22 protein-coding genes and 2 pseudogenes are annotated in these 25,286 nt (G+C 72.4%); 13 read left to right on the forward strand and 11 right to left on the reverse strand.

Annotation, left to right across the window (positions count from 1 at the left end; genetic code table 11):
- Nucleotides 1–107: 107 nt before the first annotated feature.
- Complete coding sequence (locus ACY34J_RS14090; protein WP_462726855.1) at nucleotides 108–899, reverse strand: glutamate racemase; 792 nt, start codon at nucleotides 897–899, stop codon at nucleotides 108–110.
- A gap of 193 nt (nucleotides 900–1,092) precedes the next feature.
- Here ACY34J_RS14090 and ACY34J_RS14095 point away from each other — a divergent pair, with 193 nt between their 5' ends.
- The 5 genes from ACY34J_RS14095 (at nucleotide 1,093) to ACY34J_RS14115 (ending at nucleotide 7,093) form a co-directional block, all read left to right on the forward strand.
- On the forward strand, nucleotides 1,093–2,289 hold the full coding sequence (locus ACY34J_RS14095) for a glycosyltransferase (RefSeq protein WP_462726872.1): 1,197 nt from the start codon (nucleotides 1,093–1,095) through the stop codon (nucleotides 2,287–2,289).
- Nucleotides 2,290–2,518: 229 nt separating this feature from the next.
- Nucleotides 2,519–2,992: a DUF6643 family protein gene (locus ACY34J_RS14100; protein WP_462726854.1), complete on the forward strand. Its 474-nt coding sequence runs from the start codon at nucleotides 2,519–2,521 to the stop codon at nucleotides 2,990–2,992.
- A gap of 57 nt (nucleotides 2,993–3,049) precedes the next feature.
- Nucleotides 3,050–3,877: an MOSC domain-containing protein gene (locus ACY34J_RS14105; protein WP_462726853.1), complete on the forward strand. Its 828-nt coding sequence runs from the start codon at nucleotides 3,050–3,052 to the stop codon at nucleotides 3,875–3,877.
- A 98-nt stretch (nucleotides 3,878–3,975) separates the two neighbouring features.
- Nucleotides 3,976–4,578, forward strand: a complete 603-nt coding sequence (locus tag ACY34J_RS14110) for an Rv1733c family protein (RefSeq protein WP_462726852.1) — start codon at nucleotides 3,976–3,978, stop codon at nucleotides 4,576–4,578.
- An 88-nt stretch (nucleotides 4,579–4,666) separates the two neighbouring features.
- Nucleotides 4,667–7,093 (forward strand): right-handed parallel beta-helix repeat-containing protein, encoded by a 2,427-nt coding sequence (locus tag ACY34J_RS14115; protein ID WP_462726851.1) that lies wholly within the window; start codon nucleotides 4,667–4,669, stop codon nucleotides 7,091–7,093.
- On the opposite strand, the gene ACY34J_RS14120 is transcribed toward ACY34J_RS14115, so the two are convergent.
- A complete protein-coding gene (locus tag ACY34J_RS14120) occupies nucleotides 7,063–9,483 on the reverse strand; it encodes a hypothetical protein (protein ID WP_462726850.1) in 2,421 nt (806 codons plus the stop codon). The two genes, ACY34J_RS14115 and ACY34J_RS14120, sit on opposite strands and share 31 nt — an antisense overlap.
- A 189-nt stretch (nucleotides 9,484–9,672) precedes the next feature.
- On the opposite strand from ACY34J_RS14120, the gene ACY34J_RS14125 reads away from it, so the two are divergent.
- Together ACY34J_RS14125 and ACY34J_RS14130 are read left to right on the forward strand one after the other, a co-directional pair.
- Nucleotides 9,673–10,575, forward strand: a complete 903-nt coding sequence (locus ACY34J_RS14125) for a DeoR/GlpR family DNA-binding transcription regulator (RefSeq protein WP_462726849.1) — start codon at nucleotides 9,673–9,675, stop codon at nucleotides 10,573–10,575.
- Nucleotides 10,576–10,636: 61 nt separating this feature from the next.
- Nucleotides 10,637–10,798, forward strand: a complete 162-nt coding sequence (locus tag ACY34J_RS14130) for a hypothetical protein (protein ID WP_462726848.1) — start codon at nucleotides 10,637–10,639, stop codon at nucleotides 10,796–10,798.
- A 51-nt stretch (nucleotides 10,799–10,849) separates the two neighbouring features.
- Here ACY34J_RS14130 and cds1 read toward each other — a convergent pair whose 3' ends face one another.
- Nucleotides 10,850–11,980 (reverse strand): L-cysteine desulfhydrase Cds1, encoded by a 1,131-nt coding sequence (gene cds1, locus ACY34J_RS14135; RefSeq protein WP_462726847.1) that lies wholly within the window; start codon nucleotides 11,978–11,980, stop codon nucleotides 10,850–10,852.
- A gap of 110 nt (nucleotides 11,981–12,090) precedes the next feature.
- Between cds1 and ACY34J_RS14140 the strand changes: the two genes are divergently transcribed.
- On the forward strand, nucleotides 12,091–12,396 hold the full coding sequence (locus tag ACY34J_RS14140) for a hypothetical protein (protein WP_462726846.1): 306 nt from the start codon (nucleotides 12,091–12,093) through the stop codon (nucleotides 12,394–12,396).
- Between the two features lie 163 nt (nucleotides 12,397–12,559).
- Nucleotides 12,560–13,147 (forward strand): ATP-binding protein, encoded by a 588-nt coding sequence (locus tag ACY34J_RS14145; protein WP_462726845.1) that lies wholly within the window; start codon nucleotides 12,560–12,562, stop codon nucleotides 13,145–13,147.
- 14 nt (nucleotides 13,148–13,161) lie between these two features.
- Here the strand turns inward: ACY34J_RS14145 and ACY34J_RS14150 are convergent.
- Nucleotides 13,162–14,856, reverse strand: a pseudogene (locus tag ACY34J_RS14150) (FtsX-like permease family protein); the annotation flags it as partial.
- Between the two features lie 120 nt (nucleotides 14,857–14,976).
- Complete coding sequence (locus ACY34J_RS14155; protein ID WP_462726844.1) at nucleotides 14,977–16,242, reverse strand: ROK family protein; 1,266 nt, start codon at nucleotides 16,240–16,242, stop codon at nucleotides 14,977–14,979.
- Here ACY34J_RS14155 and ACY34J_RS14160 point away from each other — a divergent pair.
- Together ACY34J_RS14160 and ACY34J_RS14165 are read left to right on the forward strand one after the other, a co-directional pair.
- Nucleotides 16,221–17,462, forward strand: a complete 1,242-nt coding sequence (locus ACY34J_RS14160; protein ID WP_462726843.1) for an MFS transporter — start codon at nucleotides 16,221–16,223, stop codon at nucleotides 17,460–17,462. The two genes, ACY34J_RS14155 and ACY34J_RS14160, sit on opposite strands and share 22 nt — an antisense overlap.
- Before the next feature lie 85 nt (nucleotides 17,463–17,547).
- Nucleotides 17,548–18,018 (forward strand): DUF4442 domain-containing protein, encoded by a 471-nt coding sequence (locus tag ACY34J_RS14165; protein WP_462726842.1) that lies wholly within the window; start codon nucleotides 17,548–17,550, stop codon nucleotides 18,016–18,018.
- Nucleotides 18,019–18,021: 3 nt separating this feature from the next.
- Here ACY34J_RS14165 and ACY34J_RS14170 read toward each other — a convergent pair whose 3' ends face one another.
- The 4 genes from ACY34J_RS14170 to ACY34J_RS14185 all read right to left on the reverse strand — a co-directional run bounded on the left by ACY34J_RS14170 (nucleotide 18,022) and on the right by ACY34J_RS14185 (nucleotide 20,963).
- Complete coding sequence (locus ACY34J_RS14170; RefSeq protein ID WP_462726841.1) at nucleotides 18,022–18,414, reverse strand: MarR family winged helix-turn-helix transcriptional regulator; 393 nt, start codon at nucleotides 18,412–18,414, stop codon at nucleotides 18,022–18,024.
- Between the two features lie 289 nt (nucleotides 18,415–18,703).
- The gene (locus tag ACY34J_RS14175) at nucleotides 18,704–19,369 is read right to left on the reverse strand and encodes a response regulator (RefSeq protein WP_462726840.1); all 666 of its coding nucleotides are present in this window, start codon (nucleotides 19,367–19,369) and stop codon (nucleotides 18,704–18,706) included.
- On the reverse strand, nucleotides 19,366–20,616 hold the full coding sequence (locus ACY34J_RS14180) for a sensor histidine kinase (protein ID WP_462726839.1): 1,251 nt from the start codon (nucleotides 20,614–20,616) through the stop codon (nucleotides 19,366–19,368). Before ACY34J_RS14180 ends, ACY34J_RS14175 begins: the two co-directional genes overlap by 4 nt.
- A gap of 101 nt (nucleotides 20,617–20,717) precedes the next feature.
- Complete coding sequence (locus ACY34J_RS14185; protein WP_462726838.1) at nucleotides 20,718–20,963, reverse strand: TetR-like C-terminal domain-containing protein; 246 nt, start codon at nucleotides 20,961–20,963, stop codon at nucleotides 20,718–20,720.
- 17 nt (nucleotides 20,964–20,980) lie between these two features.
- On the opposite strand from ACY34J_RS14185, the pseudogene ACY34J_RS14190 reads away from it, so the two are divergent.
- Nucleotides 20,981–21,441 (forward strand): annotated as a pseudogene (locus tag ACY34J_RS14190) (nitroreductase family deazaflavin-dependent oxidoreductase).
- 24 nt (nucleotides 21,442–21,465) lie between these two features.
- Here the strand turns inward: ACY34J_RS14190 and ACY34J_RS14195 are convergent.
- Entirely contained in the window at nucleotides 21,466–22,680 is a 1,215-nt protein-coding gene (locus tag ACY34J_RS14195) for a geranylgeranyl reductase family protein (RefSeq protein WP_462726871.1), read from the reverse strand.
- Nucleotides 22,681–22,947: 267 nt separating this feature from the next.
- Between ACY34J_RS14195 and ACY34J_RS14200 the strand changes: the two genes are divergently transcribed.
- Nucleotides 22,948–24,312, forward strand: coding sequence for a M20/M25/M40 family metallo-hydrolase (locus ACY34J_RS14200; protein ID WP_462726837.1), 1,365 nt, complete (start codon nucleotides 22,948–22,950; stop codon nucleotides 24,310–24,312).
- A gap of 519 nt (nucleotides 24,313–24,831) precedes the next feature.
- On the opposite strand, the gene ACY34J_RS14205 is transcribed toward ACY34J_RS14200, so the two are convergent.
- Nucleotides 24,832–25,218 carry a VOC family protein gene (locus tag ACY34J_RS14205; RefSeq protein ID WP_462726836.1) on the reverse strand — a complete coding sequence of 129 codons (387 nt, stop codon included), beginning with the start codon at nucleotides 25,216–25,218 and terminating at the stop codon, nucleotides 24,832–24,834.
- Nucleotides 25,219–25,286: the final 68 nt, after the last annotated feature.

A 25,286-nucleotide genomic window follows, 5' to 3' on the forward strand; every position in this document is an offset into this window, starting at 1 on the left:
TCTTGAACGTCCGGTCACATGCCGAGAGCCCGCGGCAGACCCGGTCAGTCCCCCAGCTACCGCTGGGAGGTATCCCCACGCCGGGCCGCCTGGGGCTCAGCCGGGCGTCAGCCGCAGGCAGGGCTTGCGGTGGCGAGTGCGCGCCCCTCGGCGTACGCCAGGGCGGCCGTGGGGAGCGCGGACTCCCGGCCGCTGAGGATCACCGTGAGGTCGTCACTCGGCCCGGCCGCCGGGTCGGGCTGGACGCCGATACGGCGCAGCGCCTGCGCGGCGACTGCCTCCGCGGAACCGTGCAGGGTGATCGGCATATCGGCGTCCGGCCGCTGTACGGCGGCGCGGATACGTCCGGCGACCAGCTCGTAATGGGTGCAGCCCAGGACCACGGCCCCCGCATCGCCGGGGGTGCGGGCGGCGGCTACGGCGATGGCCGCGTCGATGGCCTGCTCGTCGGCGCGCTGGACGGCGTCGGCGAGGCCGGGGCAGGGGACCTCGGTGGTCTCCACGCCATCGGCGAAGTCCCTGATCAGAGTGCGCTGATAGGGACTTCCGGTGGTGGCGGGGGTGGCCCAGACGGCGACGGGCCGCCCCGCCGCGGCGGCGGGCTTGACTGCCGGTACGGTCCCGATGACGGGCAGTGCGGGCTCCAGCTCGGCCCGCAGCGCGGGCAGCGCGTGCACGGAGGCGGTGTTGCAGGCGACGATCAGCGCATCCGGGCAATGCGCCGCGGCGGCCCGGGCGCACGCGAGCGCGCGAGCGGTGACGTCCTCGGGGGTCCGGGGGCCCCACGGCATGCCGTCGGGGTCGGAGGACAGGACGAGGGCGGCGTCCGGGCGCAGCCGGCGGACGGCGGCGGCCGCCGGCAGAAGTCCGATTCCGGAGTCCACAAGCGCGAATTTCACCCGGCAACCTTAGTCGATCCCTCCTGGCCGCCCCGCCCCGGGCAGGGTCCTCCCGGCCGAGCAGCGGGGACGCGGCGCCCCATTCGGTCACCCCGGCCGGAGCGGGTGGGCGGGACATGCCGGCGCGAGCGCCGGCGGCGCGGCGTACCGCGCCCGCTTGGAGGCGCTGCGGCAGACTGCCGGGGTGAGCGCGCTGACCTGGATCTCCGCCGCATCGCTGACCGTCTGGGCCTGGCTGCTGCTGGCCCAGGGACGGTTCTGGCGGACCGATGTACGGCTCCCCGCCCGGTCCTCCCCCACCGCATGGCCCGGTGTCGCCGTCGTCGTACCGGCGCGGGACGAGGCGGACATGCTGCCGGTGAGCCTGGCCTCCCTGCTGGCCCAGGAGTACCCGGGGCGCGCCGAGGTCTTCCTCGTCGACGACGGAAGTACGGACGGCACGGGCCGCCTCGCCCGGGCGCTCGCCGACGAGCGGGGCGGCCTGCCGCTGACCGTCTCCGCACCCGGTGAGCCGGAGCCCGGCTGGACCGGAAAGCTGTGGGCGCTGCGGCACGGCATCGCCCTGGCCCGCGCCCGTACACCACAGCCGGAGTACCTGCTGCTGACGGACGCGGACATCGCGCACACCCCGGACAGCCTGCGCGAGCTGGTGAGCTCGGCGTACGCGGCAGACCTGGACCTGGTGTCGCAGATGGCGCGGCTGAGGGTCGCAACCTTCTGGGAGCGGCTGATCGTCCCCGCCTTCGTCTACTTCTTCGCGCAGCTCTACCCGTTCCGTTGGGTGAACCGGCCGGGGGCACGGACGGCGGCATCCGCCGGCGGCTGCGTGCTGCTGCGTACCGCCGCGGCCGAACGGGCCCGCATCCCCGAGAGCATCCGGCACGCCGTGATCGACGATGTGGCACTGGCCCGCGCAGTCAAGCGCACGGGTGGCCGGATCTGGCTGGGGCTCGCCGACGGGGTGAGGAGCGTGCGTCCGTATCCCCGGCTGCGCGACCTGTGGCGGATGGTCTCCCGCAGCGCGTACGCCCAGCTCCGCCACAGCCCGCTGCTGCTCGTTGGGACCGTCGCGGGGCTGGCGATGGTGTATCTCGTGCCCCCCGTGGCACTGACCGCCGGTGCCCTGACCGGAAACGCCGTCGCGATGGCGGCCGGAGGTGCGGCATGGGCTGTCATGGCCGGCACCTGCCTGCCGATGCTGCGCTACTACGGGCAGCCGCTGTGGCCGGCGGCCCTGCTCCCCTGCACAGCCGCGCTCTATCTGCTGATGACGGTCGACTCGGCCGTGCAGCACTGCCGCGGGCGGGGAGCGGCCTGGAAGGGGCGGACGTATCCACGGCCCGTGCAGCCCGCGCGGCGCGGCGCCGCGAAAGAGAGTGCCGGGCGGTGAACAGCTTCCGCTACAGCCGCGGGAACGGCTTCGGCCGCCGGCTGCCCACTCTGCTCGCCAACTCCCGGTAACCCGCCCGGAGCTTGGGCTTTTACAGGATTTCGACGGGTCGCGTGCACCCTTTTGGTCAAATTCGCTCGCATTAGGGGTGCGCGTTCACTTAGAACACGTCAAAGAACCCTCTTGTCAGTCTCCCCAACCACCACATCATGGGCTTAACTTATGCACCATGACCTCCCCCCGCTCCACTTATGGCGGCGGTTACTACTCCGCGCCCTCCTTCCCGGACACCCCGATCTACGACAGCCTTGTCGCAGAGCGCGGGACTCCGCAGATCGCTCCCATCCGGGTGCCCTCCGCGTACGACACCGGCAGCCACCTGCCTGCCTTGCCGTCCGCGCTTCCCGCACTTCCCGCAGCTCCCTCGCACAACACCCCGTCGTACGGCTACCAGGCGCCCGCGCCGCAGCCGGCACCGCTGCAGCACGCTCCCGCGCTGCAGCACGCCCCGGCGCCGTACATCCCGCAGCAGACCAATGGCCCGCGCGGCTACCCGGGAGCGCAGCCGCACCAGGGTCCGGTCGCGGGCGGCACGGGCTATGAATCGATGCGGCCCGCGGCTCCGCGGCCCGCGCCTCCCCGGCCCGCCCCGGCGCCGTACGAGGATCCGTACGGCCGGCCCTACCCGGGACGCGGCTACTAGCCGATTGCCGGGCTGACCACTGACTCTTCCGTCCGACCCGACTGGCAGACTGGCCTCATGCCGAACCCAGCTCTTCGTGCGGTCCATGTCTACCCGGTCAAATCCCTGGCGGGGTGCGCCCCTGGCGAGGCGGCTGTGGAGCCGTGGGGGCTCGCCGGGGACCGCAGATGGATGCTCGTGGAGCCCGACGGCAAGCACGTCACCCAACGGCAGCATCCGCGGCTGGCCTTGGCGTCCGCCGCGCCGCTGCCAGAATGCGGCGTCCGGCTCACCGCGCCGGGTGCCGAGCCGCTGGACGTGGCCGTTCCCGCGCCTGTCAACGGCACAGTCCCGGTCGAGGTGTGGCGCGAAAAGGTGGAGGCGGTGCCGGCGGATGCGGCGGCCTCCGAGTGGTTCCGCGGCTGGCTGGGCGCCGAGCTGCGCCTGGTACACCTGGACGAACCGTCCCACCGCCGCCCGGTCGACCCCGCGTACGGCCGCCCCGGCGACACCGTCAGCTTCGCCGACGGGTACCCGCTGCTGCTCACCACCACGGCCTCCCTCGACGCGCTCAACTCCCTGATCGCCCAGGGTGATCACGCCGACGAGGGCCCGCTGCCGATGAACCGCTTCCGGCCCAATGTCGTGGTGGACGGGACCGCGCCCTGGGCGGAGGACGACTGGACGCGGATCCGGATCGGCGAAGTCACCTTCCGTGTGGTCAAGCCGTGCAGCCGCTGCGTGGTCACCACAACCGACCAGCGCACGGCGGAGCGCGGCAAGGAACCGCTGCGCACCCTCGCCCGCCACCGGCGGTTCGGCGACCAACTGGTCTTCGGACAGAACCTGATACCCGAGGGCACCGGCACCCTCCACATCGGCGACACGGTGGAGATCCTCGAATAAGCGGGCGCGATGCCTGTGTTGTCACTTACTCTTCGCCCGTGTGGTGCATGTGCCGCGCCGTATGAGGTACTTGCCGATGCGGAAGGGGGTACGTGACCATGCGTGTGATCAGAGGGCTGTGGACGTGGCGGCGGAACCCGCTGTGCCGCAGAACCGATCTCGCCGAGTCCTGGGTATCTCTCGCCGCGGCACTGCTGATCGTCGGTGGGGCGCCCGTCGCTGGGCTGGCGGTCGGTTCCCTCGCCCAGGACGCCCTGCGGCAATCGGGGTTGGAGCAGCAGCAGCATCGGCATCTGGTTTCGGCCACGGTCGTGCGGTCGCTGCCGCAGCCTCCTGTCGACCCGGACCCGGAGACCTCCTCGGCGCGTGACGCCCACTGCCGCGTCGTCGCCTCCTGGGCGGCCCCCGACGGCAGCACCCTCACCGGCCCCGTGACGGCCGCGCACGAGATGGTGCCCGGCGACCGCTTCCGGGTCTGGACCAACGACCACGGCCAACTCGTCCCCCGGCCCATGGACCGCACCACGGCCGATTCGCAGGCCGCGCTCGCGGGGCTCGGCACCAGCGCCGCGGCGGCGGGACTTGTGGAGGCCGCCCGCCGGCTGGTCGTATGGCGGCTGATGCACCGGCGCTACGAGCGGTGGGACCAGGAATGGGAGAGAGCCGGTCAGAGCTGGGGCAGGACCGGCGCCGACAGCTGAGACCGGTCAACTCCCTCGCGCAGCGCACGCTACGGTGGAGCGCCATCAGCACACACACGCACGCACGAGGTGGGGGCTCAGCAGCAGCATGGCACCACAGGCCACGGTCCAGGTGACGCACGCCGGTACATCGCGGTGGCGGCGCCGCACAGGCGAGTACGCCTCCCTCGCCGCGGCTCTGGAGGCCGCCGGGGAAGGGGACGTTGTGTCCATCGCCCCCGGCACCTACCGGGAAAACCTCGTGGTGCAGCGTGCTGTCACCCTGCGCGGCTCGGACGGTGCCCGCGGAACAGTGCGCATCGCGCCCGCCGACGGTGTCCCGCTGACCGTCCGCGCCCCCGCGACCGTGCAGGACCTGCATATCGAGGGCCAGGACTCGGCCGCCCCGGCGCTCCTCATCGAGGACTGCACTGCCGAGTTGAGCGGCCTGCGGGTGGCGACGCGCTCCGCCGTGGGCATCGAGGTCCGCGGCAGCGCCCGCCCGGTGGTCCGTCGCTGCACCGTCGACAACCCGGGCGGGATCGGCATCGGGGCGCTGGAGGGCTCCGGCGGGGTCTTCGAGGAGTGCGAGGTGGTCAGCGCGGGCCAGTCCGGCGTGGCCGTACGCGGCGGGGCGCACATCCGGCTGGAGCGCTGCCGGATCCACCACGCGTCCGGAGCGGGGCTGTCGCTCACCGGCGAGGGCAGCTCGCTGGAGGCCATCGGCTGCGCGGTGTACGAGATCAAGGGCGCGGGTGTGCAGATCGCTTCGCGCGCCACCGGTCACCTCACCGACTGCACGGTGCACCGGACTTCGGCGGACGGCGTCACTTTGGACACCGACGCGGTGCTCACCCTCGCCGACTGCGACATCCACGATATTCCGGAGAACGCCGTCGATCTGCGCTCCCGCTCGGTGCTCACCCTCACCCGCAGCACGGTGCGCCGCTTCGGCCGCAACGGCCTGTCCGTCTGGGACCCGGGGACCCGGGTCGACGCCAACCAGTGCGAAATACACGACAGCACAGGCGACTACCCGGCGGTGTGGGTGAGCGACGGCGCGGTCGCCGTCCTCGACTCCTGCCGGGTGCACGATGTCCCGGATGCCCTGTTCGTCCTGGACCGCGGTTCACGGGCCGACGTCGTTGACAGCGACATCTCCCAAGTCCGCAACACCGCGGTGTCGGTGAGCGATGGCGGCAGCGCCCAGCTCGACGACTGCCGCATCCGGGAGGCCGGGACCGGGGCGTGGTTCCGCGACCACGGCAGCGGCGGCACGCTCGCCGGCTGCACGATCGACGCGGTGTCGACGGGCTTCATCGTCACCAAGGGCGCCGACCCCACCGTCGAGCGGTGCACGGTCTCCTCCTCGGAGGAGGCCGGGTTCTACGTCTCCGCGGGCGGCCGTGGCACCTTCACGGGCTGCCGGGTCACGGGCAGCAACGGCTACGGCTTCCACATCATCGACGGCTGCCGGACGACACTGACCCGCTGCCGCACCGAGCGCTGTGCCCGCGGCGGTTACGAGTTCGCCGAGGAAGGGCCGGTCAGCGAGGACTGCACAAGCGATGAGAGCGCCGAGCGCCGCACCGCGCCGACCGCGGACGCGGCTGCCGGGATGCCCGCCGTGCAGACCGAGACCCGGACGGCCGGGCTGCTGGGAACCGTTCCCGCCCAGGCGTCCCCGGCGGCATCCGAAACCGTCCCGGCGGCCGCCGAGCCCGTACGCCCTTCGCAGGAGGTGCTGTCCGAGCTCGACGCCCTGGTCGGCCTGGAGAGCGTCAAGCGCGAGGTCCGCGCCCTCACCGACATGATCGAGGTCGGACGGCGGCGGCAGGAGGCAGGCCTCAAAGCGGCGTCCGTCCGGCGGCACCTGGTCTTCACCGGCTCACCCGGCACCGGCAAAACCACCGTCGCCCGGCTCTATGGCGAGATCCTCGCCTCCTTGGGGGTGCTGGAGCGCGGCCATCTGGTCGAGGTGTCCCGGGTCGACCTGGTGGGCGAGCACATCGGCTCGACGGCGATCCGTACCCAGGAGGCCTTCGACCGGGCGCGCGGCGGCGTGCTGTTCATCGACGAGGCGTACGCCCTCTCCCCCGAGGACTCCGGCCGGGACTTCGGCCGGGAGGCGATCGACACCCTGGTGAAGCTGATGGAGGACCACCGGGAGGCGGTCGTGGTGATCGTCGCCGGGTACACCGCCGAGATGGAGCGGTTCCTCTCCGTCAACCCCGGTGTGGCTTCCCGCTTCTCACGCACCATCACCTTCAGCGACTACTCGCCCGAGGAGCTGCTGCGCATTGTGGAGCAGCAGGCGGAGGAGCACGAGTACCGCATCGGGGAGGGCGCCGCGGAGGCGCTGTTGAAGCACTTCACCCTGCTGCCGAAGGGTCCCGCGTTCGGCAACGGCCGTACCGCCCGGCAGACCTTCGAGGCCATGGTCGAGCGGCACGCGGGCCGGGTCGCCCAACTGTCCTCGCCGACCACCGACGACCTGACCCTCCTCTACCCGGAAGACCTCCCCGAGCTGCCCTGACCCTCGGCCGTCTCTGCCTGGCTCGCCTCCGCGGGACGCTGGCGCGGAACGCCGTCCGGGAGGCGCGCGAGAAGGCCCGTGCGCTCCTCGGCGAACACGGGGTCGGCCTGGTAGTCGAAGTGGGTCAGGATCGGTGCGGGCAGCGGGTGTTCGGGCGTGCGGCCGTAGGCGAGAGGGTCCTTGAGCGGCCCGCGGTCGACCTCGGGCCCGTCTCCGTCGGGCAGCCGCATGGGGCCGCCGATCGGGTCCGTTCTGCGCCACAGGTTGCGCCAGCAGTGCACCTCGCGGTGCAGGGCGCGCAGCGGCGCGGGGCCGAAGTACGCGGGGAACCACCGGCCGTAGAGCCGCTCCAGCGGGGAGCCGTAGGTCAGCAGGGCGACCCGGCGCCGGGTGCTCGGGTCCAGCTGCCAGACCGCAGCCGCCGCCAGGACACTGCCCTGGGAGTGCCCGGAGATGACCAGACGGCCGCCGGTGCGCTCGGTCCAGGTGGCCATCCGCCAGATCAGATCGGGGACGGCGCGCTCGGCGTAGCAAGGGGGCGCGAACGGGTGCGCCGCGCGCGGCCAGAAGGTGCCGACGTCCCAGAGGATGCCGATGGTGCGGCGGGCCGAGGCGTCCTTGTACGCGCGGCGCCCCAGGGTGAGCAGCAGCACAAAGCCGAAGCTCATCATCCAGGAGCCGAGCGCCTGCGCGACCTGGGCGCAGGCCTCCACCACACCGGGGGCACCGTGCGCCGCCCGCCCCGGCACCACGCCGCTGGTCCACGCACCAGCGACCGCCGCGCCACCGAGCACCATGGTGACCAGCGCGATCGCCCCCACGAACCATGGGGCCGCGTCGGTGAGCCGGGCCCACGCCACGGCTCCGGCGATCTGGCGGGTCCGCGCGCGCTCCGGCCGCTCGTCGGGGTACTCGCCCGGGACCTCGCGGATCTTCTCGCGGCGGATTCGCCAGGACTGGCCGACGAAGTAGCCGGCCAGCACCAACAGGACCACCAGCAGCGGCGGTATCACGGCGGCCTGCCAGGACAGTACGACCGGTGGCCCCGCGATGAGCCCGTCGCGCATGCCCGGGGTGCCCGGGCCGTCCAGCCAATCAGCGACTCGCTGCGCGACGCCGCCCGACATCACCCCGCCGAGTCCGCAGGCCAGCATGGCGACCGCGGCGCCGCCAAGGCCGCGCAGCGCCGTCCGGTCATCCGGGGCCGTGCTGCGCAGCCGCCATGCGGTGGCGGCGATGGCGACGATGAGCGCGCCCTGTACGAGGGCGATCAGTCCGAAGGTCTCGTCACCTGCCAACAGCCCTCGGGAGGTCCAGCCGGGCCGCGACCAGGCGGCGTACAGCACGGTGATGCCCAGGAGGCCGAGGGACACGGAGGGCAGGGCCCGCACCACGGCCTGGTCCAGCCGGTCGTCGAGCTGCGTCTCGCTGCGCCCTCGCTCGGCCACCACCCACACCACAAGGGCGCCCGCGACCGTCAGAGCTGCCACGAGCACCCAGCCGACGGCGTCCAGCCAGGCACTGCCGCCGGGCCCGCGGTCGTAGCGCGTAGTGGCCGCGGTGAGCGCGGAGGCGACGGTCAGAACGCCCGCGGCGGTGTGGGCGGCCCGGAGGCGGGCCACCAGCCGGCGCCCGTACCAGAAGCCGGGCAGGCGCAGTGCGGGGTGGTCGCCGGCCTCGGGGCTGTCCTCGGCGACGGGCCGGCGCAGCGGCGGCTGCGACTCGTAAGCGCTCCAGGTGCGGTGCGACAGCCACCACAGCAGGCCGGTGACGGCTGTGGGTACGACGGCCGCGAGCGCCAGCCGCCGGCCGGGCTGGCTCCACCAGCCGTGGTGCTCCGGGGAGAGGAAGCCCAGCCAGGACCGGCTCCGGGCGCAGTCCGCGGCGCCCGCGCACTGCCAGGCCACCAGGTCGAGGGCGACCTCGCAGGCCGCGGCGACCAGCAGCACGGTCAGGCTGAGCGCGATGAGCCGCACCAGCACGCCGTAGAGACGCACGGCCGTGTGCCGTCCCACGGCGGGGGGCCGCATCCAGTGGGCGAGGTTGGCGACCATGAAGGGCAGCAGAAGCAGCCACAGCGCGCGGGCTCCGTTGCCGGAGGTCAGGTTGGACCAGGAGTACGCCTCGGCGACCGGACGGTCCCGGTAGTCGCCCGGCCGGGACTCGGCGCCGGCGTCCTCGCGGCGCCGGTAGATGCCCGCGGTGTCGTCGCCGGTGACCCGTACGGGGAAGGGGTCGTCGAGCATGTCCTGCGGTGTGGTGCCGCCGACGCCGTGCACCAGGAGTTCGAGCGCGAGTTCCGGCTGCTCCCCCGCCGGGCCCGTATCCGTCGTCCGGTCCGTGTCCGTCCTCGCTGCCGTGTGTGCCTTCGCCGCTGTGTCCGGCTGCATGGCCGACACCTCGCCCCCCGGTCTCGATGCGTGCTTCGGTCCAGGATGCCGCCCGGCCAGGTCGGCCTGCACCCGGTTCGGGCTGGCAGAAGCCGGATCGTGATCCGTGTCCGTCTGTCACAGGCCCGTGGGAGGATGAGCCCTGAAGACGATCGGGACCGCGGTGACTGGTGGAAGGGACGGGCCGGGGTGAGCGACAACCAGAACCTCCTCGCGGAGCAGCGGCGCGCCCTCATCCTCGACGAGGTCAGACGGCGCGGCGGGGTCCGGGTCAACGAGCTGACCCGGAAGCTCAACGTGTCGGACATGACGGTCCGTCGGGACCTGGACGCACTGGCACGGCAGGGCGTGGTGGAGAAGGTGCACGGCGGTGCGGTGCCGGTCGCCGAGGCCAGTACGCACGAGCCGGGGTTCGAGGCGAAGTCGAGTCTGGAGCTGAGCGCGAAGGAGGACATCGCGCGGGCCGCTGCGCCGCTGGTGGCACCGGGCAGCGCGATCGCCCTGTCCGGGGGGACGACCACCTACGCGTTGGCCCACCATCTGCTCGAAGTGCCGGATCTGACCGTCGTCACGAACTCGGTCCGGGTCGCCGATGTCTTCCACGCCGCGCAGCGGTCCGCGGGCAGCAGTGGCCAGGGCAGCAGTGGCCAGGGCGGCGCCGGGTCGGCCACGGTGGTGCTGACGGGAGGCGTGCGGACGCCGTCCGACTCACTGGTGGGGCCGGTCGCGGACCAGGCGATCCGCTCGCTGCACTTCGATGTGCTCTTCCTCGGGGTGCACGGCATATCGGTGAAGGCGGGGCTGTCGACGCCGAATCTGGCGGAGGCGGAGACCAATCGGCACCTTGTGCGCTCGGCGCGGCGGGTGGTGGTGGTCGCGGACCACACCAAGTGGGGGACGGTGGGGCTCAGCTCGTTCGCCTCGCTGGAGGAGGTGGACGCGCTGGTGACCGACGCGGGGCTGCCCGCGGCGGCCCGCGCGGAGATCGCCGAGCATCTGCCGCAGCTGATCGTCGCCGGTGAGACCGGACCGGCCGGTGAGACCGGCGATCCGGATCAGCTGAGTGAGCCCCTCAGCGCCGCAGGCAGGTGACGGTCCGCCAGATAGGTGTGGGCGTCTGCCAGAGCCGCCGACACCGATGGGTGCACCTCCCGTGCCACGCCGACTCCGCCCCGTAGAGCTCGGTTTCGTCAACTCCGCTCCGGTGCGGCTGGTCTTCGCCGCCGGGCTGGCGACAGGCCCGGATGCAGTTCACCGGGTGCTGGCCGAGGACGTGGAGGGCTGGGCGCGGTGGTTGGTCCCGATCGGCGAGTGATCGGCTACGACCACTTGATCTTCACGATCGGGTGACCTGCGAAGTCCGGGGCTAGTCGGGCCAGACGCCGGTGGCCAGCAGCGAGTCGATCGCCGCCCTGTACGGCGCGATGTCCAGGCCCTGCTCCGCCAGCCAGGCGTCGGAGTAGTACTTGTCGAGATAGCGGTCACCGGAGTCGCAGATCAGGGTGACCACACTGCCCGTACGACCCTCCGCGACCATCTCCGCGACGATCTTCAGGGCGCTCCACAGCCCGGTGCCGGTGGAGCCGCCCGCCCTGCGGCCGATGGCTTCCTCCAGGGCCCGTACGGCCGCGACGCTCGCGGCATCCGGCACCTTCATCATCCGGTCGATGGCACCGGGCACGAAGCTGGGCTCCATGCGCGGCCTGCCGATGCCCTCGATGCGCGAGCCGCAGTCGCTGGCGGCGTCCGCGTTGCCGGTCGTCCAGCCTTCGAAGAAGCAGGAGTTCTCCGGGTCCGCCACACAGACCCGGGTGTCGTACTGCATGTAGTGCACGTAGCGGCCGATGGTCGCGGAGGTGCCGCCGGTGCCGGCGGTGGCCACGATCCAGGCAGGTTCGGGGTAGCGCTCCATCCGCAGCTGCTCGTAGATCGACTCGGCGATGTTGTTGTTGCCGCGCCAGTCGGTGGCCCGCTCGGCGTAGGTGAACTGGTCCATGTAGTGGCCGCCGGACTCGGCCGCCAGTCGGGCCGAGACCTCGTACACCGTCCGCGGATCGTCCACCAGATGACATTGACCGCCGTGGAATTCGATCAGCCGCATCTTCTCCCGGCTCGTCGTCCGCGGCATCACCGCGATGAACGGCACGCCGATCAGACTCGCGAAGTACGCCTCGGAGACGGCCGTGGATCCGCTCGAGGCCTCGATCACGGGCTTGCCGGCACGGATCCAGCCATTGCACAGCCCGTAGAGGAACAGGGAGCGCGCCAGACGGTGCTTCAGACTCCCGGTCGGATGGGTCGATTCGTCCTTGAGGTAGAGGTCGATGCCCCAGTGCTCGGGCAGCGGGAGGCGCAGCAGATGGGTGTCCGCGGACCGGTTGGCGTCGGCCTGGACCCTGCGGACGGCTTCCTTCAGCCAGGCCCGGTACGCCGGATCGCTGCGGTCGACATCGATGGTCGCGGTCGCGCTGCCGACCTGCTGTTTCGTGCTGCTCACGACCCGATCATAGAGGGACTCTGGTGCACCGGATCCTTTGCGTGCAGACTGCCAGCAGTGGGACAACCATGGTGTTGTCGGGGCATTTTTCTGCAAGGGGGCGGGGCATCATGGCTGAGCCGGAATTCACGGCGACAGGGGTGCGGATCGGGCGGTGGCTCCGCTCGCTGACCAGCGCCGGGCAGGTCCGCATCCGGGACGGCAGGCTGACGCTGCTGACCAGCTACGGCCGCGAAATCGACAGCGCGCCGGTGGACTTGGTGCGGGCGGGCAAGCCGTGGTTCCCGACGGACGACAGCGCCATGGCCACGGTCAACGGCACGCGCTATCTGCTGAAGCTCCGCGAACCGTCCCGTTTTCTGGACGCGGTGCGCGCGGCGCGCGGTGGCGGCGGCAGCCGCACTACCCGGAGTTGACGTGTTGTGCGAGTTGCGCCTGCGCGGCCCTGGGGTCACTCTGGTGATACGTAACTGAGGGTTCACCGGCGGTGACGCTTCGAACCGGCGCCGCCGGTCACAGCAGCAGTCAGCACTGTTGGATGCGTCGTTCGTCGTCGAACCTCATCAGGGAGTGGCAGCCGTGATCGGAAAGGCCAGCAGGCACTGCACAGTGGAGCTCCAGGCCCTGCCGTCGCGGATCGGCCAGGTCCGCAGAATCGTATCGGCACATCTGCGCTACTGGCATCTTGATCCCTTGATCGATCCGGCCGCACTGGGAGTCACCGAGCTCCTCACCAACGTCCACCGGCATGCCCAGCCGGACAAACAGTGCCGAGTCGAGATCCATCTGTGCCTGGACCGGTTGACCGTCTCCGTCCGCGACAACGATCCCCGGGTGCCAAGCCTGCGCGGCGCGGACCCGACCGCGACCTGCGGCAGGGGCCTGGCGCTGGTCGCCTCCGTCAGCGAGAGCTGGGGCGTACGGCCGCATGCCGAGGGGGGCAAGGTCGTCTGGTTCACCCTCCCCGCCCCGGCGCCGGTCGTCCCGCCGGCCCCGGTGGAACCGCCGGTCCGCGTGGAGCCCGCCGCCGTGGCCCCGCTCCCGTCCCGTACGTCCCTGCGTCCGGCTCCGGCCGCGGCGCCGGCCCGTACGGCTGCGGAGCCCATCGCCGTGGCGGCGGCCGCACGCCTGGAGCCGGCCGAGGCCCGGTCGACCCTGGCAGGCTGACCGGGCCCCTCTCATCACTCGGCGGCGATGGCCCGCAGCACATCGAGCCTCCCCGCCCGCCGCGCCGGGCGCAGGCCCGCGACCGCCCCCGCCGCCAGGCCGACCAGTGCCACCACGGCGAGCTGGACCGGCGGCAGCGCGAAAGCGCTGGTGCCCGCACTGTCGGCGGCCTGTACGAGCGCCCAGCCGAGGAACCCGCCGAGCACCAGCCCGCCGACCGTGCCGAACGCCGCCACCAGCACCGACTCCCAGCGCACCAGGGCGCGCAGCTGTGCCCGGGTCTGGCCGACGGCGCGGAGCAGGCCGAGCTCGCGGGTGCGTTCGTGGACGGCGAGGCCGAGGGTGTTCGCGATTCCCAGCAGGGCGATGAGCACGGCCAGCCCCAGCAGGGCGTAGACGAGGGTGAGCATCATGTCGACGCCGCCGGCCGAGGACTCCGCGTACTCCTCGCGGGTCTGCGCCTCCGGGTTGCCGTAGGCGGCTGCCGCCGTCGCCACGGCCGCTTTGCCGTCGGCGAGCGGCACTCCGTCGGCGAAGGTGACGGCGACGAGAGAGTCGGAGTCCTGGCCGCGGTGCGGGGCCCAGGCGGCGCGGGTGATGACGTAGTCCCCGGCCAGCTCGCTGCGCTCGTACACCGCGCGCACGGTGAAGGACTGCCGCGCGCCGTCGGGGAACGTCAGGTGCACGGTGCTGCCGGCCGTGAACCCGCGCTTGTCCGCCTCGTCCTTGGAGACGGCCAGGCCCCTACGCCCGAGGCCGTCCAGCGAACCGTCCACCGCGCCGATGTCGAGCACCCGGGCGAGGGCGGCCGGGTCGGTGACGGTCAGCTGCCGGCCGCCGCCGTCGACCTCGGCCACGCCGCGCCCGAGGCCCAGGGCCGTACCGACCTCGGGCAGCTTCGCGAGGGCCGGGGCGAGCCGGGGGCTGAGCCCGCTGCCGCCCGCGCCGAAGGCCGGAGCGCTGACCACCACGTCCCCGGCGAAGGACCGGGAGACGGTGCGGTCCATGGTCGCCTTCAGGGAGGCCCCGAAGACGGTGAACAGGGACACCACGGCAACGCCGATCATCAGCGCGGAGGCGGTGGCGGCGGTGCGCTTGGGGCTGCGCAGCGCGTTGCGCTGGGCGAGGGTGCCGGCCACACCGCGCAGCCGGGCGAGCGGCCCGCCCAGCACCCGTACGGCGGATGAGGCGGCGACCGGCCCGAGGACGACGAACGCGGCCGACGATAGCACCGCACCGGCGCCGGTGACGGCCGGCGAGGGTCCTGCGGCCACCCCGGCCACCGTCATACCCACGCCGGCGACAGCCGCGACCGCCCCGAAGACCGCCCGGGACCGGGAGGCTCCGGATTGGTCCACGGCCGCCTCGCGGAGCGCGGCGAGCGGTGCCGTCCGCCCGGCCCGCACGGCGGGCAGCAGGGCGGAGCCGAGGCAGACGACCACCCCGACGGCAAGCGGCAGCAGCAGCGACAGCGACCTGACGACCAGATTCCCGTCGGGGAACGGGAAGCCCACCGCGGGGAAGAGCGCCTGCAGTCCCGCGGCGATGGCGACGCCGCCGAGCAGCCCGGCGAGCGAGGCCGCGACGGCGACAGCGGCGGCCTCGGCGAGGGTCGAGCCGACGACCTGACGCCGTACGGCGCCGAGCGCCCGGAGCAGAGCGTTCTCGCGGGTGCGCTGTGCGACGACGATCGCGAAGGTGTTGTGGGCGGGCACCCACCGCGCAGGGACCGCGCACCCCGAGCCGCGCAGGCACACCGCCCCAACCCCCGCCGGACGGCAGGACCACGCACCCCCGAGCGCGCAGCGACCGCGCCCCCCGGACGCCGACTACCCTCCGAGCACCGCCAACGGATCATCCAACACCGGCTGCCAAGCCAACTCAGCCGCCCCCACAAGACTGTTGTGCTCCAGCGTGCACGGCAGAATCGGCACACCCCCGCTCTGCCCCCACAAACTCCGGTCCGCCACCACCGCCCGCAACCGCTCCGGATCGGCGGCCAGCAGCTCCCGGTGCAGCCCGCCAAGGATGATCCGGTCTGGGTTGAGGATGTTCACCAGCCCGGCGAGCCCCAGCCCGAGCCTGTCGATGAGCTGTTCCGCCGCCCCTCGCACATCGGCGTCCTCGTACTCCTTACGGAGCAGGTGGCGGGCCTGCTGCAGCAGCGAGACCTCCGGCCCGGGCTCGCGGCCGGCCGCCGTGAGAAAGGCCAGCGGGTCGGCCTCGACGTCGAGGCAGCCACGGCTGCCGCAGTAGCAGGGCCGGCCGTCGGGGTTGACGGTCAGGTGTCCGACCTCGAGCGCCAGCCCCGAACTCCCGGTGTGCAGGCGCCCGTCGAGGACGAGGGCGCCGCCCACACCCCGGTGCCCGGTCGCCACGCACAGCAGATGCCGGGCGCCGCGCCCCGCACCGTGCCGGTGCTCGGCGAGTGCGGCGAGGTTGATGTCGTTGCCGGCGAAGGCGGGCACGTCCCGGTGGGCCGGGTCAAGGATGCCCGCCGCCCGTACCCGTTCGGTGAAGATCTCGCGTACCGGCGCACCGGCGGGCCAGGCGAGGTGCAGCGGGTTGAGGGCCGCGCCTTCCGGTTCGGCGACGGCCGAGGGAACGGCCAGCCCCGCGCCCAGGCACCGGCGTCCGGTGTGGTGCAGCAGCTGGGCGCCCGCGTCGACGACCGCCGACAACACGTGTACGGGGTCGGCGGGCACGGTCATACAGCCGGGCGCGGTGGCGACGATCCGTCCGCCGAGCCCGACGAGCGCGGCGCGGAAGCCGTCGGCGTGCACCTGGGCGGCGAAGACGACCGGCCCCTTGGGCGCGATCTCGAGCCGGTGCGAGGGCCGGCCCTGCGACCCGGCCGCGGCGGTCGGGTGGGAGTCGACCCGGATGAGCCCGAGCGCCTCCAGCTCGGCGGCGACGGCGCCGGCGGTGGCGCGGGTCACGCCCAGTTCGGCGGTGAGCACGGCACGGGTGGGCGCCCGTCCGGTGTGTACGAGCTCCAGGGCGGGGCCGAGGGCGCTGCGGCCTCTCTCCAGCCGTGTTGTCCGAGTGAGGGTCACTCTCCTATTCTGACTTTGTGCCGAGCCTAAACAAAACATGGACGGCCTCAGTGGGGGGACGGAGCGGCGACACCGCGTACCGGACCCTCACTCGCCTCCGTATCGCCCTGACCACGTTCTTCGCCCTCGACGGCTTCCTCTTTGCCGGCTGGGTCGTCCGCATCCCCGCGATCAAGCACCAGACCGGAGCCTCCACCGGCGATCTCGGCCTGGCACTGCTGGGCGTCTCCGCCGGCGCGGTGGCGACCATGACGGTAACCGGACGGCTGTGCGCCCGCTTCGGCAACCACCCGGTGACGGTCGCATCGGGACTGCTCCTCTCACTCAGCATGGCGCTGCCCGCATTCACCCACTCCGCGCTCACACTCGGGCTGGTGCTGCTGGTCTTCGGCGCGGCGTACGGCGGGATCAACGTCGCCATGAACAGCGCGGCCGTCGACCTGGTCGCCGCCCTGCAACGGCCGGTGATGCCCAGCTTCCACGCCGCCTTCAGCGTCGGCGGCATGCTGGGCGCGGGGCTGGGCGGCGTGGTCGCGGGCCTGCTCCCGCCCGCTCACCACCTGCTGCTGCTCCTGGCGATCGGGCTGGCCGTCACCGCCGCAGCGGGCCGTACGCTCCTCGCCCATCGCGTGCCCGCACCGCCGAAGAAGGAGCAACTCCCGCCGCAACTCCCGCCGTCCGACAGCGGACACCGGCCGACCGGCCGCACCGGGTGGCTGGTCGCCGTGTTCGGCCTGATCGCGCTGTGCACGGCGTACGGCGAGGGGGCGCTCGCCGACTGGGGCGCGCTCCACCTCCAGCAGGATCTGAACGCCCACCCCGGACTGGCCGCCGCGGGGTACTCCGTCTTCGCACTGACCATGACCGTCGGGCGGCTGTCCGGCACCGCCCTGCTGCTTCGCCTGGGCCAGACGCGTGCGCTGGTCGCCGGCGGCGCCACGGCCGCGGTCGGGATGCTGCTCGGGGCGCTCGCTCCGACGGTGTGGCTCGCACTGCTCGGATTCGCCGTCACCGGCCTGGGGTTGGCGAACATCTTCCCGATCGCCATCGGGCGGGCCGGAGCCCTGGCCGGGCCGCGCGGCGTCGCCGCCGCCTCCACACTCGGCTACGGCGGCATGCTGCTCGGCCCTCCCGCGATCGGCTTTCTGGCCGACTGGGCTTCGCTGCCGACCGCGCTCACCACGGTCGCGCTGCTGTCGGGCGTGGCGGCGGTGGTCGCGTACGGCACCCGGCACGCGGTTCGGCCGACGAGCGGCTGACCGGGTGCCACAGCACCCCATGGCGTACCCACGCATGGCACAACGGAGCATTACCGGGAGGTAACTCTCGTGCTAGCGTCACCCCATGTCACGCCGGTCCCTTGATGCGAGGTCGCTGCGCCGGGCCATGAACTGGTGGCCGCCCTATCTGTTCTCCGGGATCCGGGTGCTGGAGATCTCGGGGGACTGGCGCAGCGCACGCGTACGGCTGCGGCTCAGCCGGCTGAACCGCAACTACGTCGGCACGCACTTCGGCGGCTCGCTGTTCTCGATGGGCGACCCGTTCTGGATGCTGCTGACCATGAACAGCCTCGGGCGGGACTACGTCGTGTGGGACAAAGCCGGTGAGATCGAGTTCGTGGCACCGGGGCGCGGCGATGTGTTCACCGAATTCAAGCTGACCGAGGGCGAGTTGGAGCGGATCCGCGAGGCGACGGCCGACGGCGGCAAGGCACTGCCGTGGTTCGAGAACGACATCGTCGCCGAGGACGGCACGGTCGTGGCTCGCGTACGCAAGCAGCTGTACGTACGCCGCAAGCCCGCGAAGAGCCGGTAGCGCCTAGCGCTTCGACAGCATCTTGGCCAGGACGGCCCGCTGGAGCGGCAGCACTTCGGCGTGCCGGGCCCGCCCCGCCTCGGTGAGGGCGACCTGTACGCCCCGCCGGTCCTCGCTGCACATCCCCCGGCACACCAGCCCGTCCTTCTCCAGCCGGCCGATGAGCCGGGACAACGCGCTCTGACTGAGGTGCACGCGGTCGGCGAGCTCCTGGACACGAAAGGCGCCGTCGTCGGCCGCCGAGCCTTCGGCCAGGACGTCGAGCACCTCGAAGTCGCTCGCGCCGATGCCGTGCCGGTGCAGCTCACGGTCCAGTTCACACACGGTGTGCGCGTGGAGAGCGAGGATCTCCCGCCATTGCTCCACCAGCGCCCGATCGGCCTTTTCGGCTGCCATGACCTGCACCGTACCAGAGTGACCGGCTTCAATTGCACCGGAATTAAATGCGCTTGCATTGAATGCGCGTGCATGGAACTGTTGCTGCGCAGGACGACTTCGAGCGACGTCCCCGACCCCCCTCCGCAGCAGCGGAGTCCGCGCCTGCGGGGCACCTCGCTGGTGCCGCGCGCGGTGACGAAGGAGCCGGTCCCGGTCCGCGACTGAGCGGCGCAGGGGATCCGGGGTTCGTACGGGCCGCAGCCCGCCCACGGGGGTGGCGGACTGCGGCCCGTAGTGCTCGCGCCAGTCAGCCGAGCCAGCCCGGGCGCACCAGGCCGGATTCATAGGCGAGCACGACCAGTTGGGCCCGGTCCCGGGCGCCGAGCTTCATCATGGCTCGGCTGACGTGCGTCTTGGCGGTGAGGGGGCTGACCACCAGCCGACGGGCGATCTCCTCGTTGGACAGCCCGATGCCGACCAGCGCCATGACCTCCCGCTCCCGGTCCGTCAACTGCTCAAGCCCGGCGGCCGCGGCGGGCTCCTTGGAGCGGGCCGCGAACTCGGCGATGAGGCGGCGGGTCACGCCGGGAGACAGCAGCGCGTCGCCGGCGACCACCGCTCGTACGGCGCGCAGCAGTTCATCGGGCTCGGTGTCCTTGACCAGGAATCCGCAGGCGCCGGAGCGGATCGCCTCGAAGACGTACTCGTCCAGCTCGAAAGTGGTGAGCATGACCACCTTCACCTCGGCAAGGCCCGGGTCGTCGGTGATCGCGCGGGTGGCCGCGAGGCCGTCGAGCTCAGGCATCCGGATGTCCATGAGCACGACGTCCGGACGCAGCTCGCGCACCAGGGCGAGCGCCTGCTGCCCGTCCGCCGCCTCCCCGACCACCTTGATGTCGGGCTGGGCGTCCAGCAGTGCCCGGAAGCCGGCGCGAACCAGCAGCTGGTCGTCGGCGAGCAGGATGTGGATCACGGCTCCTCCCCCTCCGGTCGCTGGTCGCCGTCCGAGGCGGCCTCAGTCACCGTAGCGGCGGGGCGCAGCGGCAGGCGGGCCAGTACGCGGAAGCCGCCGTCCGGGCGCGCGCCCGCCTCCACCGTGCCGCCGAGCGCCGCCGCGCGCTCCCGCATGCCGACCAGGCCGTTGCCGCCGCCGCTGTCGCCACTGGTGGTGGCCGGGCCCTCGTCGTCGACGCGGATCTCGAGGTGCTGGGGCTCGTAGCGCAGGCGTACGCGGGCCGTGCGCGAGCCGGAGTGCCGGACGACATTGGTCAGGGCTTCCTGGACGATCCGGAAGGCTGCCAGGTCGGCCCCGGCCGGCAGGGCGGCCCGTACGCCCTCGACGGCGACGTCCACCGCCAGCCCGGCGCCGGCGGCCTGCTCGGTCAGCTCGGCCAGCCGCTCCAGGCCCGGGGCGGGCGTACGGGGCGCGTCGCCGGGGGTTCGCAGGGTGTCCAGGACCTGCCGGACCTCGCCCAACGCCTCCTTGCTGGCGGCCTTGATCGTGGTCAGTGCGGTACGGGCCTGCTCCGGGTGCTCGTCGAGGAGAGCCAGGCCGACGCCCGCCTGAACGTTGATCAGCGAGATGCTGTGGGCGAGGACGTCGTGCAGTTCGCGGGCGATCCGCAGCCGCTCCTCGTCGGCGCGGCGGCGCTCGGCCGCCTCCCGCTCGGCACGCTCGCGGGACAGCTGCTCGCGCCGTACCCGGGCGAACTCGGACGCGGCGACGACCGCCCCCACCCAGGCCGCGACCACCAACTCCTCTCCCCATGGGGCGGGGCCGTCGCCGGCCGGCGGCAGATAGCGGTAGAGCCAGTGGACGAGCAGCAGATGACCCGCCCAGAGCATGCCCACGGCCGACCAGGCCGCGTGCCGGTGCCCGGCCACGATGGCGGCGAAGCAGGCCACGGCCACGCTGACGAAGATCGGTCCGTACGGATATCCGGCGCCGAGGTAGAGCAGGGCCGCGGCGGCAGCGCCGAGGACGGTCAGCCTCGGATACCTGCCGCGTACGAGCAGCAGCGCGGGGCCGGTGAGCAGCAGAATGTAGGCGAAGGCGTCGAGGGGCACCCGGTCCGGCTGGTTGTGCGCGGAGAAGTGCGTACCGACCACCTGGAAGACGCCCACCGCGAGGGACGAGATCCACGGCAGTCGTAGGGCGGGCGAGGTCAGCCGGCGGTGCGGCGCCCGCCCGCGCCGTGCGTCGTCGTGAGCCTCCGTCATACGGGCAACGCTAGACCTGGCCGCGGGCGTGCGGCGTCAGCCGGACGAGGTGATCGGAGGTACTCCCGGCGAAGTAGCTCCCGGCCGGGTGCGGGCGCGGATCACGTGTCCACGCCCACGCCGCGCGCGAGGCGTGCGACGGCCCGGTCGAAGAAGGCTTCGCGGGCCTCGATCACGTGGTTGAACTGGCCGAAGACCTCGAAGTTGACCAGGCCGAAGAGCTCGGCCCACGCGGCGACGGCCTCGGCCAGGACGGGCGCGGGCAGCGTCACGCCCAGGGCCCCGCGCAGCCGTTCGGCGTCGCGGAGAACCTCGTCGGGGACGGGATCATCGGGTACTGCTCTCATCTCTCAGAGGAGCACCCATGAGCGCCCACGCCGCCGACCACGTCATGAAGCCGGGCTGGTTCACCGTGAACGTGTTGAACCGCTTGGTCACCTGGCTCACCCGGCGCGGGATCAGTGTGCGGGGCTCGCGCGTCCTGGCCGTGCGCGGTCGCAAGAGCGGCGAGTGGCGCCGTACCCCAATCAACCTGCTGACCGTTGGCGGGCAGCAGTACCTCGTCGCACCGCGCGGCCACGTCCAGTGGACGCACAACATGCGCGCAGCGGGCGGCGGCGAGCTGCACCTGGGCAAGAAGGCGGTGACCTTCACCGCGGTCGAGGTCCCGGACGACGACAAGCCCGAGCTGCTGCGCGCCTATCTGCGCCGCTGGAAGGCCGAGGTCGGTGTCTTTTTCGTCGGCGTCGGCCCGACTCCACCCACGAGGAGCTGCGCCGGATCGCACCCCGGCACCCGGTCTTTCGCATCACGGTCGCCGACTGAGCCACTCCGGACGGCAGGCAGGTCTCAGCCGCGGTCCATCGCGGCGAGCGTCCGACGGGCGATCGAGCTGGTCCGGACGATCTCGGCGAGGGTGGTCTGACCGCGGACGATCTCCGCGAAGACGTTCCAGGCCGGCCGGAAGGTCATGATCGCCGCATGCAGCAGAGCGGGCCTGCGCTCGAAGGCCGCGAGCACCCGCCGCCCGACCCCCATCTCCACGCCCAGCCCCGACTTGATGGCGAAGGCGTAGTTGAGGGCCTGCCGCCGCGCGTCCACCGCGTCGTAAGCATCGGCGATCCGCACGGCCCACTCCCCCGCCAGCCGTCCGGAGCGCAGCGCGTAAGAGATGCCCTCGCGGGTCCACGGCTCCAGCAGCCCGGCCGCATCCCCGCACACCAGCACCCGCCCGCGGGACAGCGGCGAGTCATCGGCCCGGCAGCGGGTCAGATGGCCGGAGGAGATACTGGGCTCGAATCCGGCGAGCCCCAGCCGGGCGATGAAGTCCTCGAGGTAGCGCTTGGTTCCGGCGCCGTCGCCGCGCGCCGAGATGACCCCCACCGTCAGCGAGTCGCCCTTGGGGAACACCCAGCCGTAACTCCCGGGCAGCGGGCCCCAGTCGATGAGCACCCGGCCCGCCCAGTCCTCGGCGACCGTCTTCGGCACCGGGATCTCCGCCTCCAGCCCGAGGTCCACCTGCTCCATCTTGACCCCGACATGGGCCCCTATCCGGCTGGCGCTGCCGTCGGCGCCCACCAGCGCCCGGGCCAGCACGATCTCCCCACCGCTCAGCACGACGGCGACGGTGCGCCGGTCGGGCACGGACGGGCCGTGCTGCTCCACCCGCGAGACAGTCACGCCGGTACGCACCCGGGCCCCCGCCTTCTCCGCCGCCTCGACCAGACCCGCGTCGAACTCGGGGCGGTTGATGAGTCCGAAGAGCATGTGCCGGGAGCGGCGGGTGCGCGCCAGTCGGCCGTTGAGAGAGAAGGTCACGGCGTGCACCCGGTCGCGCAGCGGGAGTTCGAAGCCGGGCGGCAGAGCGTCCCGCGACGGCCCGATGATGCCTCCGCCGCACGTCTTGTACCGGGGCAGTTCGGCCTTCTCCAGCAGCAGCACCCGGCGCCCGGTGCAGGCCGCGGCATACGCCGCCGAGGCGCCCGCCGGCCCCGCGCCCACCACCACGACGTCCCAGACCGTCCCCCAGCTGCCGCCGGGTGGGGGTCCCCCCGGCGAAGCCAGGGGGAGTGCCCCCTCGCTCCCCTGCGCTGCGCTCTCGCTGCTCACCTGTGCTTCTGCTCCCGCTTCGACCTGGCGACCCCGGACCCACAGGCCAGGGGCGGTTCGGCTACCCCAGGCATCCTACGGCGCCGATCACCGCTGCCCCGCTGTGGGAGGATCGGCAGCACATTCGCCGTACACACAGGTGCGCCACAGGTACTCCCCCAGCTACCGCTGGGAGGTGCCCCCAGGATGCAGCCCGAGAACGCACTCACAAGGAGCGTGACCATGGAGCGCAAGCAGCTCGCCGAAACCGTCGCCTCGCTGCTGCCCCGTGCCCGGACGGAGCTGGCCGAGCTGGTCGCCTTCCGGTCGGTCGCCGACCCGGCGCAGTTCCCCAAGAGCGAGTGCGAGGCCGCCGCGGACTGGGTGGCACAGGCGCTGCGCGGCGAGGGCTTCCAGGATGTCGCGGTGCTCGACACCCCCGACGGCACGCAGTCGGTGTACGGCTACGTCCCCGGCCCGGCAGGCGCGCCGACCGTTCTGCTCTACGCGCACTACGACGTGCAGCCGCCGCTGGACGAGGACGCCTGGCTCTCCCCGCCGTTCGAGCTGACCGAGCGCGACGGCCGCTGGTACGGGCGCGGCGCCGCCGACTGCAAGGGCGGCCTGATCATGCACCTCACGGCACTGCGCGCCCTCAAGGCGCACGGCGGCGTCCCGGTCAACGTCAAGGTGATCGTTGAGGGTTCGGAGGAGCAGGGCACCGGCGGCCTCGAGCGGTACGCCGAGGCCCACCCCGAACTGCTCAGCGCCGACACCATCGTCATCGGCGACGTCGGGAACTTCCGCGTCGGCCTGCCGACGGTCACCTCGACGCTGCGCGGCATGACCCTGGTCCGGGTCCAGGTGGACACCCTCGAGGGCAACCTCCACTCGGGCCAGTTCGGCGGCGCCGCGCCCGACGCGCTCGCCGCGCTGATCCGCATCCTTGACTCCCTGCGCGCCGAAGACGGCTCGACGACGGTCGACGGCCTCGACTCCGACGCGCGCTGGGAGGGACTGCAGTACCCGGAGGACGACTTCCGCAAGGACGCCAAGGTCCTCGACGGCGTGGAGCTGATCGGCACCGGTACCGTTGCCGACCGGCTGTGGGCCCGCCCCGCCGTCACCGTCCTCGGCATCGACTGCCCGCCGGTGGTCGGCGCGACCCCGTCGGTGCACGCGAGCGCCCGTGCCCTGGTCAGCCTGCGGGTGCCGCCGGGCGTCGAAGCCACCGAGGCCACCAAGCTGCTCGTCGCTCACCTGGAGGCGAAGGCGCCGTGGGGTGCCCGCGTCGCGGTTGAGCAGGTCGGCCAGGGCCAGCCGTTCCGCGCCGACACCGCCAGCCCGGCCTACGGGGCGATGGCCGCGGCGATGAGCGAGGCCTACGCGGGCGAGGAGATGCAGATCACCGGCCAGGGCGGCTCCATCCCGCTGTGCAACACGCTGGCCGCGCTCTATCCGGAGGCCGAGATGCTGCTGATCGGGCTGAGCGAGCCGGAGGCCCAGATTCACGCGGTGAATGAGAGCGTGTCCCCGCAGGAGCTGGAACGGCTGTCCCTGGCCGAGGCGCTGTTCCTGGTCAACTACGCGGAATCGCAGGGGAATTGAGCGGTACGGCACGGCCCCCTACGACGTGCGGCCTGCGCAGGGTGGGCACCGCAGGCACCGTACGCCCACGGCGAAGGGCGCGGCACCTCGACGACGGTCGCGCCCAGGGGCGCAGGCATGGAGATCATCGAGGCGATGCCCCGGCTGCACATACTCCGGTTCCAGCAGGGGGCGAGCCTCCACGGCTCCCTCTACGTCACGTACGGCGATCTCATCTGTCAAAACCTGGAAGATTCTTCCCGTTTCGGGCGCCGTGCCCCCGTATTGCGTGGGTGCGCCGCGGGGGCAACGTCAGACATCGGATTGCGGCCGATTCCGGAACTGGCCTCTCGTAGGTAGCACCGGAAGGGCAGCCCTCCTGTCAGCGTGTACGCCGCAGAGCGTGTCATGAGTCAAGAAGTTGGCATAGTTTGATCTTGTTCGGGTCGGGATTCTCCATCTTTGGAGGGCTCCTCATCGTGTTCGCGTGAGCGTGGGTAGGCGACCGGAAGTAGGCCTGGCGCGGTGTGCGGCCTCCGATCAGGGGCAGCGGTCCGCGAGGACGCAGAACTCGTTCCCCTCTGGGTCGGCAAGTACGACCCAGCTCTCATCGCCTTGGCCGACGTCGGCGTGTCGAGCACCTAGGTCGAGCAGGCGACGGACCTCTTCGTCTTGCGTCGTGTCGGTTGGGTTGACGTCGAGGTGGAGCCTGTTCTTGACGGTCTTGCCCTCGGGCACGTGCGCAAATGTCAACCTCGGTGGCACTGGGCCACGGTGGTTCTTGCCTTCAGGCACCATAGGGGAGCCAATTGTGACAATTCCGTCGTCTTCGTCTTGCACCTCGTAGTCAAGGACCGAGCACCAGAACCGGGCGAGACCGTTGGGATCGGCACAGTCGATCGCAAGCTCGGTGAACTTACTGGTCATGTCAGGACCTCCAGTCAAGCAGCGGGTCCGCCAAAGGCCACACGCCAATCGCAGTGTTCGACGGCGAG

Source organism: Streptomyces sp. HSS9-12, from assembly GCF_054963655.1.

Excerpts from the sequence above, each read along its gene's own strand:
- ACY34J_RS14140 (WP_462726846.1), top strand. The coding sequence starts at position 12,091 with ATGGCTGAGCCGGAATTCACGGCGACAGGGGTGCGGATCGGGCGGTGG.
- ACY34J_RS14105 (WP_462726853.1), top strand. The coding sequence starts at position 3,050 with ATGCCGAACCCAGCTCTTCGTGCGGTCCATGTCTACCCGGTCAAATCC.
- ACY34J_RS14180 (WP_462726839.1), bottom strand. The coding sequence starts at position 20,616 with ATGACGGAGGCTCACGACGACGCACGGCGCGGGCGGGCGCCGCACCGC.
- ACY34J_RS14100 (WP_462726854.1), top strand. The coding sequence starts at position 2,519 with ATGACCTCCCCCCGCTCCACTTATGGCGGCGGTTACTACTCCGCGCCC.
- ACY34J_RS14155 (WP_462726844.1), bottom strand. The coding sequence starts at position 16,242 with ATGTTTTGTTTAGGCTCGGCACAAAGTCAGAATAGGAGAGTGACCCTC.
- ACY34J_RS14185 (WP_462726838.1), bottom strand. The coding sequence starts at position 20,963 with ATGAGAGCAGTACCCGATGATCCCGTCCCCGACGAGGTTCTCCGCGAC.
- ACY34J_RS14165 (WP_462726842.1), top strand. The coding sequence starts at position 17,548 with ATGTCACGCCGGTCCCTTGATGCGAGGTCGCTGCGCCGGGCCATGAAC.
- ACY34J_RS14200 (WP_462726837.1), top strand. The coding sequence starts at position 22,948 with ATGGAGCGCAAGCAGCTCGCCGAAACCGTCGCCTCGCTGCTGCCCCGT.
- ACY34J_RS14115 (WP_462726851.1), top strand. The coding sequence starts at position 4,667 with ATGGCACCACAGGCCACGGTCCAGGTGACGCACGCCGGTACATCGCGG.
- ACY34J_RS14120 (WP_462726850.1), bottom strand. The coding sequence starts at position 9,483 with ATGCAGCCGGACACAGCGGCGAAGGCACACACGGCAGCGAGGACGGAC.
- ACY34J_RS14170 (WP_462726841.1), bottom strand. The coding sequence starts at position 18,414 with ATGGCAGCCGAAAAGGCCGATCGGGCGCTGGTGGAGCAATGGCGGGAG.
- ACY34J_RS14110 (WP_462726852.1), top strand. The coding sequence starts at position 3,976 with ATGCGTGTGATCAGAGGGCTGTGGACGTGGCGGCGGAACCCGCTGTGC.
- ACY34J_RS14205 (WP_462726836.1), bottom strand. The coding sequence starts at position 25,218 with ATGACCAGTAAGTTCACCGAGCTTGCGATCGACTGTGCCGATCCCAAC.